Source organism: Microbispora sp. ZYX-F-249, assembly GCF_039649665.1.
Classification (GTDB): domain Bacteria; phylum Actinomycetota; class Actinomycetes; order Streptosporangiales; family Streptosporangiaceae; genus Microbispora; species Microbispora maris.
This window is the reverse complement of record NZ_JBDJAW010000079.1, coordinates 1-11,481: the sequence shown is the minus strand read 5'-3', so window position 1 is coordinate 11,481 and position 11,481 is coordinate 1. Positions and strand designations below refer to the sequence as shown.

The 11,481-nt window shown below is 69.9% G+C and carries 9 protein-coding genes; 5 read left to right on the top strand and 4 right to left on the bottom strand.

Annotation, left to right across the window (positions count from 1 at the left end; translation table 11 throughout):
• Both AAH991_RS39070 and larE read left to right on the top strand, forming a co-directional pair.
• A partial coding sequence (locus AAH991_RS39070; protein WP_346231003.1) for a FadR/GntR family transcriptional regulator occupies window positions 1-340 on the top strand: 340 nt, incomplete at its 5' end.
• On the top strand, window positions 333-1,199 hold the full coding sequence (gene larE, locus AAH991_RS39065) for an ATP-dependent sacrificial sulfur transferase LarE (RefSeq protein WP_346231002.1): 867 nt from the start codon (window positions 333-335) through the stop codon (window positions 1,197-1,199). The genes AAH991_RS39070 and larE, both read left to right, overlap by 8 nt.
• Before the next feature lie 105 nt (window positions 1,200-1,304).
• Here larE and AAH991_RS39060 read toward each other — a convergent pair whose 3' ends face one another.
• Genes AAH991_RS39060 through AAH991_RS39050 form a run of 3 tightly spaced genes read right to left on the bottom strand, consistent with a single transcriptional unit; the run spans window position 1,305 to window position 4,998 of the window.
• Window positions 1,305-2,348 (bottom strand): ABC transporter permease, encoded by a 1,044-nt coding sequence (locus AAH991_RS39060; RefSeq protein WP_346231001.1) that lies wholly within the window; start codon window positions 2,346-2,348, stop codon window positions 1,305-1,307.
• Window positions 2,341-3,906: a sugar ABC transporter ATP-binding protein gene (locus AAH991_RS39055; protein ID WP_346231000.1), complete on the bottom strand. Its 1,566-nt coding sequence runs from the start codon at window positions 3,904-3,906 to the stop codon at window positions 2,341-2,343. Before AAH991_RS39055 ends, AAH991_RS39060 begins: the two co-directional genes overlap by 8 nt.
• Before the next feature lie 12 nt (window positions 3,907-3,918).
• On the bottom strand, window positions 3,919-4,998 hold the full coding sequence (locus tag AAH991_RS39050) for a sugar ABC transporter substrate-binding protein (RefSeq protein ID WP_346230999.1): 1,080 nt from the start codon (window positions 4,996-4,998) through the stop codon (window positions 3,919-3,921).
• 322 nt (window positions 4,999-5,320) lie between these two features.
• On the opposite strand from AAH991_RS39050, the gene AAH991_RS39045 reads away from it, so the two are divergent.
• Together AAH991_RS39045 and AAH991_RS39040 are read left to right on the top strand one after the other, a co-directional pair.
• A complete protein-coding gene (locus AAH991_RS39045; protein ID WP_346230998.1) occupies window positions 5,321-6,028 on the top strand; it encodes a FadR/GntR family transcriptional regulator in 708 nt (235 codons plus the stop codon).
• A 300-nt stretch (window positions 6,029-6,328) separates the two neighbouring features.
• Window positions 6,329-8,311 carry an alpha-L-fucosidase gene (locus AAH991_RS39040; RefSeq protein ID WP_346230997.1) on the top strand — a complete coding sequence of 661 codons (1,983 nt, stop codon included), beginning with the start codon at window positions 6,329-6,331 and terminating at the stop codon, window positions 8,309-8,311.
• Window positions 8,312-8,362: 51 nt separating this feature from the next.
• On the opposite strand, the gene AAH991_RS39035 is transcribed toward AAH991_RS39040, so the two are convergent.
• Complete coding sequence (locus AAH991_RS39035; RefSeq protein WP_346230996.1) at window positions 8,363-9,082, bottom strand: FadR/GntR family transcriptional regulator; 720 nt, start codon at window positions 9,080-9,082, stop codon at window positions 8,363-8,365.
• A gap of 425 nt (window positions 9,083-9,507) precedes the next feature.
• Here AAH991_RS39035 and AAH991_RS39030 point away from each other — a divergent pair.
• Window positions 9,508-11,481 (top strand): glycoside hydrolase family 95 protein (locus tag AAH991_RS39030; protein ID WP_346230995.1); only part of this gene is annotated, 1,974 nt, incomplete at its 3' end.

The following is an 11,481-nucleotide window of genomic DNA, read 5'->3' as shown; positions in this document are numbered from 1 at the left end:
GCTCGACCACGCCGAGAAGGTCGCCGCGGCAAGCGTGATCGACCACGAGAAGCTCGTCGCCCTCGACCAGGACTTCCACGCCCTCATCACCTCCCACTGCGGCAACGCCGTCCTCGCCGCGGTCATCCACAACATGTCCGGCCGCACCGTGCGGGCCAGGATCTGGCGCGGCATGAGCGACCCCGAGGCGGTCCAGCGCACCCTGCGGGAGCACCGGGCCGTGCACCGGGCCCTGCTGGCACGGGACGCCGAGCGGGCCCGGCTCCACGCCGCCCTGCACGTCCTCGGGGTCGAGGAGAGCCTCCGCGGCTCACGTACCTATGGAGGCGCCGGTGAGTGACCGCCCTGCTCCCGCGGACCGGACGACGGCGAACGCGCCGGACGGCGCTCCGGACGGCGCCCTGGAGCGCCTGACGGCGCGGCTGCGCGAGGAGAGCGCGATCGTCGTCGCCTACTCCGGCGGCGCGGACTCCGCGTTGCTCGCCTTCGCCGCCGCCCGGGTGCTCGGAACCCGGGCGCTCGCCGTCACCGCGGTCTCCCCCAGCCTCGCCGCCTCGGAGCGGACCGCGGCCCGCGACTTCGCGCGCCGCCACGCGCTGGCGCACCTGGAGGTCTGCACCGACGAGGCCGACCGGCCCGAGTACGCCGCCAACGGCCGCGACCGCTGCTACCACTGCAAGTCCGCGCTGTTCGACGCGCTCGCGCCGCTGGCCGCCGCCATGGGCGCCCGGATCGCGCTCGGCACCAACCTCGACGACCTCGGCGACCACCGGCCCGGCCAGCGGGCCGCGGCCGAGCGCGGGGCCGTCACACCGCTGGTGGACGCCGGCCTGACCAAGGCCGGCGTCCGTGCGCTCAGCCGGGAGCTCGGCCTCGTCACCGCCGACAAGCCCGCCGCGCCCTGCCTGGCCTCGCGGGTCAGCTACGGCGATCCGGTCACCCCGGAGGTCCTGCGCAGGATCGAGACCGCCGAGGCCGCGCTGCGCGACCTCGGCTTCCCGGTGTGCCGGGTGCGCGCCCACGCCGGCGGCACACTCGCCCGGATCGAGGTGCCGCAGGCCGAGATCCCGCGCGCGTGTGACCTGCGCGAGCGCGTCGACGCCGCGGTCCGCGGCGCCGGCTTCACGTTCTGCTCGCTGGACCTGTCCGGTTTCGCGTCCGGGCGCCTCAACGCGCTGCTGCCGCTGCTCCCCTCGTAACCCGCCGCCGCTCCCCTCAGTACCGCCTCCTGACCGGCCGGACGTCGGGATCTGCGCGGATGCCGGTGGCCCGGGCCCGTACGAAGCCCGGGCCGCCGCAACCCGTCAGTCCTGCGATTTGCCGCCGGTGAGGCGGGAGATCGCGAGCGCGGTGAGGATGATCGCCCCGTTGAGCGCCTGGATCCACTGCGCGGGGACGCCCGCGAGAGTCAGGACGTTCTGGATCATGTACAGCAGCAGGATGCCGGTGAACGCGCCGAACACGGTGCCCTTGCCGCCGTTGAGGCTGACCCCGCCGATGACCGCGGCCGCGAACACCGTGAAGATCGCGCCGTCGCCCTGCGCGGCGGCGACGGAGGCGAGCCGGCCCGTCAGCAGGAGGCCGCCGATCGCGGCCAGCAGGCTGGCGGAGATCAGCGTGATCCACAGGACCCGGTCGGTGCGGATGCCGGCCGCCTTGGCGGCGTCGACGTTGCCGCCGATCGCGTAGAGCGCCCGGCCGAACCGGGTGAAGCCCATCACCACGATGCCGCCCGCGAACAGCAGCAGGCAGATCCAGATCGACGCCGGCACGCCGAGCCACATCGTGGAGCCGAAGTAGGTCATCGAGTCGGGGAGGTTGAAGAAGGTCTGCCCGCCGGAGATACCGGTGAGCAGGCCGCGCAGCACGATGAGCATGCCGAGGGTGACGATGAAGCCGTTGAGCCCGAAGCGGACGATGAACAGCGAGTTCACCACTCCGACCAGCACCCCCACCGCGAGGGTGATGGGAATCCCCCAAGCGCCGGGCAGCAGCCCGAGCCCGGCCCCCGTTCCGCTGGCGACCGTCAGCCAGGCGGCGACGCCGGGCGCCAGCCCGAAGGTCGACTCCAGCGACAGGTCCATCCTGCCCGCGATCAGCACGAGCGTCTGCGCCAGGACGAGGAGCGAGATCTCCGACATCGTCTGCAGGATGTTGATCAGGTTGTCGCTCTGCAGGAAGATCGGGTTGACGATCTGCCCGACGATCGCGATCACGATGACCGCGGGCACCAGCGCGAAGTCCCGCAGCCGCGCCAGGGGGATCGCCGGGCGCCGCCGTCCCGGCTCCTCCGGGGGCGGGCTCGGCGGATGTCCCGCCGTGGTGTGTGCGGCGGTGGTCTCAGGCATCGAGGTCGACTCCTTCCATGGCGGCCACCATCTCGTGGTCGTGCCAGCCGGCGGCCAGTTCCGCGACGACGCGGCCGTGGAACATCACCAGCACCCGGTTGCACAGGCGCAGGTCGTCCAGTTCATCGGAGGCGATCACGACGCCGGTCCCGCTGTCGGCGATCTCCTCCACCTTTCCGAGCAGGAACTCCTTCGACCGGACGTCGACCCCCGCCGTCGGCGTGATCAGCACGAGCAGCCGGGGATCGTTCGCCAGGGCCCGGGCCATGACGACCTTCTGCTGGTTGCCGCCGGACAGCCCGGAGACGGGGAGCTCCGGGCCGGGTGTCTTGATCGCAAGGTTTTCGATCATGTCGCGGGCCAGCGCGTCCCTGCGGCGGCCGCTGACGAAGCCCGCCTGACCGAGCCGCTCGGGCACGGTCATCGTGGCGTTGTCCGCGATCGACATCAGGGGGACGAGCCCCTGCTGGTGGCGGTCCCGGGGCACGAAGCCCACCCCGGCGGCCAGCGACTCCGGCACGCTCCCGGGGCGGGGGCGGCTCCCGGCGACCTCCAGGGTTCCCTCCCGGGGCGCACGCAGCCCGACGAAGGTCTCGGCGAGCTCGGTCTTCCCGCTGCCGCCCAGGCCCGCCAGCCCCACGATCTCGCCGGCCCGGACCTGGATGTCGACGTCCCGGTAGACGTCGCCGTCCGACAGGCCCCGTACGTCGAGGACCACCGGGGCCTGCGCCGCGACCGGCGGGCGGACGGCGTGCTCCCGCAGGCCCGCCGCCTCACCGGTCATCGCCGCCACCAGCTCGCCCTGCGGCAGCTCCGCCACCGGCGCGGTGAGGATGTGCCGGGCGTCCCGGTAGACGGTGACCGTGTCGCAGATCTCGTAGATCTCCTGCAGGTGGTGGCTGATGAACAGGAAGGTGATTCCCTGCTCGCGCATCGCCCGCATCCGGTCGAACAGACGGGCGATCGCCGCGCCGTCGAGCTGGGCGGTGGGCTCGTCGAGGATGATGAACCGCGCGCCGAACGACAGCGCCCGGGCGATCTCCACGAACTGCCGCTGCTCCACTCCGAGCTCCCCGGCCGGCCGGCGGACGTCGACGTCCACCGACCAGGCCTCCAGCAGCTCGGCCGCCTTGCGCCACAGGCCCTTCCAGCCGACCAGCCCGAACCGGTTGCGGTCGTGCCGGTTCAGGTAGAGGTTCTCCGCCACGGTCAGCTCAGGGATGATCGTGGACTTCTGGTAGACGCAGGCGACCCGCTCCCGCCAGGCGTCGCGGTCCGCGAGCCGCGGGGCGGGGGCCCCGGCGAAGCGGACCTCGCCGTCGTCGGGCGCCTGCAGTCCCGTCAGGATGGAGACCAGGGTCGACTTGCCCGCGCCGTTGCGGCCGACGAGGGCGTGCGTCTCCCCCGGATTGATCGTGATGTGCGCCCGGTCGAGCGCCACCGTCTCGCCGTATCTCTTGGTGATGCGCTCCGCCTCGGCGACGGGCGCGCCCGTGCGGGTCCGCCCGTCGTCACGGGCGGGTGGAGGGCTCGCGGGCCCTCCCGCGAACTCTTCCATGGCCACGCCCTCTCAGCTCAGGTTGTTGCCCCACAGCGACTTGTCATCGTGCTTCACGCTGGGGATCCCGCCGTAGGTGCCGCCGTCGGCGGTGACGAGCGGCGCGGACAGCTGGTCCTCCAGCAGGCCGGGCCGCACCTCGATGATGGTGCTGTCGTGATCGGTCTTGCCCGGCTGGAAGGTCTTGCCCTCGATCGCGGCCTTCGCGTACGACAGCGCCCACTTGGCGTACAGGTCCGCCGGCTGGGAGACGGTGGCGTCGATGTTCCCGGCGGCGATGTCCTTGAGCTCCTGCGGGATACCGTCGTTAGAGACCACGAAGACGTGCTTGGGGTCGTCCGGCGGCACCAGCAGGTCGCGCTGCTTCAGCACCTGCAGCGTGCCCGCGAGGGCGAAGCTCGACTGCATGTAGACGCCCTTGACGTCCGGGTTCGCGGTCAGGACCGTGGAGAGCTTCTGCGAGGCCACGGCGCCGTCCCAGTTCGTCGCCTCGCCGAACACCTTGATGCCGGGGTAGTTCTGCTTCATGCAGTCGTTGAACGCCTCGGTGCGGTCCCGGCCGTTGATCGAGGCCAGGTCGCCCTCCAGCATGACCACCTTGCCCTTGCCCTGAAGCTTCTCGCCCAGGAAGCGGCAGGCCTTCTCGCCGTACGCGCGGTTGTCGGCGCGGACGACCATGAAGGCGTTCCCCGTGTCGGGCCGCGTGTCCACCAGCACGGCGGGGATCTTCTTGTTCTCGAGCTGCTGCAGTGTGGGGGCCACGGCGGCGGTGTCCTGCGGCGCCATGACCACGGCCTTCACGCCCTGCCCGACCAGGGTCTGCACGTTGGAGGTGAGCTTCGCGATGTCGTTCTGGGAGTTGGTGGTCTTGGTGTCCGCGCCCAGCTCGCCGGCGGACTTCGGCACGTAGCTGATGTAGGAGTTCCAGAAGTCGGTGTCCGAACGCGGGTAGTCCACGCCGATGACCGGCTTCGCCGCGGCGTCGCCGCCGGAGCCGCCGCTTCCGCTGCTCCCGTTGTTCCCGCCGCAGGCCACGGCGAGGCACCCCGATAAGGTCAAGGCCGCGGCGAGCGCGAACCGTCTGCGTACCATCGTTTCTCCTTTTGAAGCACCACGGGTGCCGCCGCTGACCGCGCCGCGCTCGGACAGGACCGGAGCGCGACGCGCGGGCTCCGGCGAGTTCGCCCGAAGCGAGCTCATCACCGACAGGACATGGGATGTCTTTCTATGACCAAACCCCGGTCAGTGTCCAGACCCTAGGGAAGAATCACGAAAATCCCTCGCACTCGTGCACGAAGGGTCCGACGAATCGGGTGCGTCCACGGTCGGGAGGAAGGCCGATACATCGCATGTCCAGCCCTCCGGACAACGGGGCGCGTGCGGATTTGCGGCCCGGAGGGACCAGAATCCTCCTATGTCGTTGTCCGAGCAGGCGATCGAACGCATCAGGCAGCTCATCAAGGACGGAACCCTCCCCCCGGGCGCCCGGCTGCCCCCGGAACAGGAACTCGCCGCCGAACTGGGCCTGTCCCGCAACCTCCTCAGGGAGGCCGTCCGCTCCCTCGTCACCACCCGCGTACTCGAAGTACGCAGAGGCGACGGCACCTACGTCACCAGCCTCACCCCCGATCTGCTCCTCGAAGGCGTCGGCCTCGCCGTCGAGATGATGCGCGGCGACGACCTCCTGGAAATCACCGAAGTCCGGCGCCTGTTCGAACCCATCGCCACCGGACTGGCCGCCACCCGCATCACCCCCGCCCAACTCGCCCAAGTCGAACGCCACCTCAACGCCATGATCGACGCTCGAGACGACGTCGAAGCCCTCACGCACCACGACGACGCCTTCCACCGCGCCGTGTTCGACGCCACCGGCAACAAATCACTGTCGGCCCTGCTCGGCGGCATCGCCGGCCGGACCCTCCGCTCCCGCGTCTGGCGCGGCCTCGCCGAAGCCAACGCCGCCGACCGCACCATCACCGAACACGCCGCCATCTACCGCGCCCTCGCCCACCGCGACGCCCCACTCGCGCACGCCGCCGCCCTCATCCACGTCGGCACCACCGAGACCTGGCTGCGCGAAAACCTCGGTCACTCCCTCAGCGAGACTCCCGCGGTTCCCTGACCCTCGGTCGTGGCTGGGGCATGAAACGTACAGACCCCTCACGAGACGGCACCGACAGCACAGACATGGGTTGTCTGCGCGCCCACGTCCGCGATCCGGCGAGAAGCCTGGACAGATCGCCGACGTTGACTTACAAACATCCCATGTCCACGTGGTGAAAGTCGTCGTGCGCGGCGGCACAGCCGCGAGGTGCACGTCCCCGGCATGCGGGACGTCCACCCCACGCACGGCCGGCGAGGTCCACCGGCCGGTCGGGAACGCCCCCAGCAGAGCTCCCCCCGCTCCAGAGAGGTTCCCCACATGTCCTCGTCATCGTCGTTCCGGTTCAGCCGCAGGCAGCTGCTCATCGCGACGGGCCTCGGCACCGCCGCCGGCATGCTCAAGGTGAACCCGGCCTGGGCCACCGCCGGGCCGCAGAGCTACAGCCCGAACTGGTCGTCGGTCGACCAGCACCCGCCGGCCGCCGAGTGGTTCCAGGACGCCAAATTCGGCGTCTACTTCCACTGGGGCGTGTTCAGCGTCCCGGCGTTCGCCAACGAGTGGTACCCGCGCAACATGTACAACAACGGGTCGAACGAGAACAACCACCACAAGAGCGTCTACGGCGACCCGTCAGCGTGGCCGTACCACAACTTCATCAACGGCGCCCGGGACAAAGCCGGCAACTGGGTGCAGTTCGCACCGAAGCTGAAGTCCGCCGGAGGCAACTTCGACCCCAACGAGTGGGCGCAACTGTTCGCCGACGCCGGCGCGAGATTCGCCGGCCCGGTGGCCGAGCACCACGACGGCTACTCCATGTGGAACAGCAGGGTCAACGAGTGGAACTCCGTCGCCACCGGGCCCAGGCTCGACCTGCTGCGCCTGCACGCCGACGCCATCCGGGCCAAAGGCCTGAAGCTGCTGGTGGCGATGCACCACGCCTACAACTTCACCGGCTTCTACCAGTGGGCGCCGTCCCAGTCCTCCACCTCGCTCAAGAAGCTGTACGGCCAGCTCGGCTTCGCCGACGAACAGCAGCTGTGGTACGACAAGCTCAAAGAGGTCATCGACGGCTACCAGCCCGACATCATCTGGCAGGACTTCAACCTCAGCCGTCTCGACGAGTCCCGGCGGCTGGCCTTCCTCGCGTACTACTACAACCAGGCGGTCGCCTGGAACAAGGACGTCGTCGCGACGTACAAGGACGGGTTCAACACCCGGGGCGAGGTCTTCGACTACGAGCGCGGCGGACCCGCCGCCGTCCAGACCCCCTACTGGCTCACCGACGACAGCATCTCCAGCTCCAGCTGGTGCTACACCAACGGCATCGGCTACTACTCCCTCAACGCCATGCTGCACTCCCTCATCGACCGGGTCAGCAAGAACGGCACCATGCTGCTGAACATCGCCCCGATGGCCGACGGCACCATCCCCTCCGGGCAGCGGTCGATCCTGCTGGGCATCGGCGACTACCTCAAGCGCTTCGGCGAGTCCGTCTACTCGACCCGCGCCTGGACCGTCTACGGAGAGGGGCCGACGCAGATGGGCGGCGGCTCCTTCACCACACCACGGGCGGGGACCAACACCGACATCCGCTTCACCCGCAGCAAGGACAACACGGTCCTGTACGCCACCGTCCTGGGCTGGCCCGGCGCCACACTGCACATCACGACCCTGGGCGCCAACCGGATCAACCTGAGCAACCTCGCCTCGGTGCAGCTGCTCGGCTCCGCCGCGGGTCAGTACGTCACCCTGCCCGGCCGCACCCAGGACGGCTCCGGCCTGCACGTCTCGATGCCCTCGTCCACCGCCCCGTTCAGCGCACCGGCGTACGTGGTCAAACTGACCTTCAACGGCCAGATCCCCACTCTCGGCGGCGGCTCCACCCCCACCGGCTACGTGCGGATCACCAACGTCACCACCGGCCTCGTGCTCGACAGCGGCGGCAACGTCGCCTCCGGCTCGAACCTCAAGCAGTGGAACTGGGACGGCAGCACCAACCTCCAATGGCAGCTCGTCGCTCTGGGAAGCGGCTGGTACCGCATCGTCAACCGCACCAACGGCATGGTCGCCGACAGCTGGGGCGACACCACCAGCGGCGCCCTGTGCAAGCAGGCGCCCTGGAACGGCGGCGACAACCAGCAATGGAAACTCACCGACATGGGCAACGGCCGCTACCAGATCGTCAACCGCGGCACCGGCACCTGCCTCGACAGCGGCGGCACCACCACCGCCGGCTCCAACGTCAAGCTGTGGGCACCCGGCTCCAGCACCAACCTCCAATGGACCATCACCGCGGTCTGACCCATCCCGCCGCACGCGCCCCGCGCTCCCGCGCGGAGGGCGTGCGGCGTCTCAGCGGTCCCCTGCCCGGCGCGGGCCGCCGTCGCCGGGCAGGCGGTTCAGGGACTCCTCGACCCCGATGAGATGGTTGGCCATCCGGATACGCGCCCGCTCGGGATCGCGTGCCGCCAGCGCCGTCCAGATCGCCACGTGCTCGTCGTGGGTGCGCCGGTCGGCGTCCTCCTCGTGAAGGCTGCGCCACAGCCGCCCGTGGACGGTGCGCCTGGCGAACGCCTCGATCAGGCCGACCAGGACCGGGTTGTCGGAGTGGGCCGCGATGATGCGGTGAAAGGCGATGTCGATCTCGATGAGGCGCTCGTGGTCGTGGGGCGCCTGGCCGACCATGCGGGCCGCTTCGTCCAGCAGTTCCCTCGCCTGGCCGAGCGCCTCGTCGGTGATCCTGGTGGCGGCGATCCGCGCCGCTTCGCACTCGATCAGACGCCTGACGGCGTACACGTGCCGTGGGTCGCCCTGGCCGTGGAGGTCGACGACGAAGCCCATCGGAGCCAGCAGCTGCGTCGCGTCGAGACTCGTGACGTAGGTCCCGTCACCCTGCCGGGTGCTGACGATCCCGAGGATCGACAGGGCCGACACTCCCTCGCGCAACGCGCCGCGCGAGACGCCCAGCGACTCGGCGAGGTCCTTCTCGACGGGCAGGCGGTCGCCGGGCCGGAGCACTCCGTCGAGGATCATCCGCTTGATGTTGTCTACTACGTCCTCTGTGCGTGACATGGCAGTGGGTTCCCTCGGTCCCGGCCGGAGCCTCATGCGGGGGGCGTCTTCCCGAGGCTCCGATCGTATTCCGCTCGGCCGGCCGCCCCGGGTGCCGGCGGACTCCGCCACGGCGGGCGGCGCCACCAAACCAAAGGTTAGATGTTTCCGGCCGCAAGCGGCGGTAGATGCCCATTTTTGGACTGTTTGATAACGGCCGTTGACGCATACATCAAATCTTTGTAGCTTTGCGGTCACTCCCCCCACACAGAGCCTCGTTGAGCCGCCGGCCCCCTCGCACCCCCCTCGTCTCGTCGTTCGCGAGCTCGTCGTCCATGCGCGGGTGCCGGTTGTCCGCAAGGCCGCGATGCGCTTGGAGAAGCGAGATGCCAGACCTGTCGCGCAGGCAATTGATGAAGATCGGTACGGTCGGAGCAGGGGCTCTGATGCTGCCCATGCAGTGGACGGCGGTCGCCCGGGCCGGATCGGTGGCACCCGCGGAGGTACGCGCGGCCAATGACCTGGCGCTCTGGTACGACAGAGGCGCCGGCACGGACTGGCTGCGCGCCCTCCCCATCGGCAACGGGCGCCTCGGCGCCATGGTGTTCGGCAACGTCGACACCGAGCGGCTCCAGCTCAACGAGGACACGGTCTGGGGCGGCGGGCCGTACGACCAGAGCAATCCCAAGGGCCTGGCGGCGCTGCCGGAGATCCGGCGCCTGGTCTTCGAGGACAAATGGGCCGAGGCCCAGACCCTGATCGACCAGAACATGCTGGGCAAGCCCGCGGGCCAGCTCGCCTACCAGACCGTCGGCAACATCAGGCTGACCTTCCCCGGCACCAGCGGGTTCTCCGAATACAACCGCCAGCTGGACCTCACCACCGCCACCACGTCCGTCACCTATCTCCTGAACGGCGTGCGGTACAGGCGCGAGGTGTTCGCGAGCGCGCCCGACCAGGTCATCGTCATCCGGCTGACCGCCGACAAGCCCGGCTCGATCACATTCGGCGCGACGTTCGACAGTCCCCAGCGCACGACGCTCACCAGCCCGGACGGCACGACGGTGGCGCTCGACGGCGTCTCGGGCAACTTCGAGGGCATCACCGGCCAGGTCAAGTTCCTCGCGCTGGCCAAGGCCGTCGCCGAGGGCGGCACCGTCACCAGTTCCGGCGGAACGCTCCAGGTGTCGGCCGCCGACAGCGTGACGCTGCTCATCTCCATCGGCTCCAGCTACGTGAGCTACAAGGACGTCAGCGGCGACTACCAGGGCATCGCGCGGCGGCACCTCGACGCCGCGCAGGGCAAGACCTACGACGACCTGCGCTCCAGGCACGTCGCCGACTACCAGGCGCTGTTCGGGCGCACGACGCTCGACCTCGGCCGCACCGACGCGGCCGACCAGCCGACCGACGTCCGGATCGCGCAGCACGGGGCCGTCGAGGACCCGCAGTTCTCCGCGCTGCTGTTCCAGTTCGGCCGTTACCTGCTGATCAGCTGCTCGCGTCCCGGCACTCAGCCGGCCAACCTCCAGGGCATCTGGAACGACTCGATGAGCCCGCAGTGGGACTCGAAGTACACCATCAACGCCAACCTGCCGATGAACTACTGGCCCGCCGACACCACGAACCTGTCGGAGTGCTACGAACCGGTGTTCGGCATGATCAAGGACCTCACCGAGACCGGCGCCCGCACGGCCGAGGTGCAGTACGGCGCCGGCGGCTGGGTCACCCACCACAACACCGACGCGTGGCGGGCGACCTCCGTCGTCGACGGCGCGTTCTGGGGCATGTGGCAGACCGGCGGCGCGTGGCTGGCGACCATGATCTGGGACCACTACCTGTTCACCGGCGACGTCGAGTTCCTCCGCAAGAACTACCCGGCCATGAAGGGCGCCGCCCAGTTCTTCCTCGACACTCTCGTGGAGGAGCCGAAGCTCGGATATCTGGTGACGAACCCGTCGAACTCGCCGGAGCTCGCTCACCACTCGAACGCCAGCGTGGCCGCGGGGCCCACGATGGACAACCAGATCCTGCGCGACCTGTTCCACGGCTGCGCCGAGGCGAGCGAGGTTCTCGGTGTGGACGCGAGCTTCCGGGCGCAGGTCCTGGCCGCCAAGGACCGGCTCCCCCCGATGAAGATCGGCTCGCGCGGCAACATCCAGGAGTGGCTCTACGACTGGGTCGAGACCGAGCGGAACCACCGGCACGTCTCCCACCTGTACGGCCTGCACCCCAGCAACCAGATCACCAAGCGCGGTACCCCGGAGCTGTACGACGCGGCGCGGCGGACCCTCGAACTGCGCGGCGACGACGGCACGGGCTGGTCCCTCGCCTGGAAGATCAACTACTGGGCGCGGATGGAGGAGGGCAAGCGGGCGCACGACCTGGTCCGCCTCCTGGTGACGCCGGCCAGGCTCGCC

What these genes read in the sequence shown, in the direction of transcription:
- AAH991_RS39060 (WP_346231001.1), bottom strand. Translation starts at nt 2,348, where the DNA reads ATGCCTGAGACCACCGCCGCACACACCACGGCGGGACATCCGCCGAGC.
- AAH991_RS39055 (WP_346231000.1), bottom strand. Translation starts at nt 3,906, where the DNA reads ATGGAAGAGTTCGCGGGAGGGCCCGCGAGCCCTCCACCCGCCCGTGAC.
- AAH991_RS39050 (WP_346230999.1), bottom strand. Translation starts at nt 4,998, where the DNA reads ATGGTACGCAGACGGTTCGCGCTCGCCGCGGCCTTGACCTTATCGGGG.
- AAH991_RS39045 (WP_346230998.1), top strand. Translation starts at nt 5,321, where the DNA reads ATGTCGTTGTCCGAGCAGGCGATCGAACGCATCAGGCAGCTCATCAAG.
- AAH991_RS39040 (WP_346230997.1), top strand. Translation starts at nt 6,329, where the DNA reads ATGTCCTCGTCATCGTCGTTCCGGTTCAGCCGCAGGCAGCTGCTCATC.
- AAH991_RS39035 (WP_346230996.1), bottom strand. Translation starts at nt 9,082, where the DNA reads ATGTCACGCACAGAGGACGTAGTAGACAACATCAAGCGGATGATCCTC.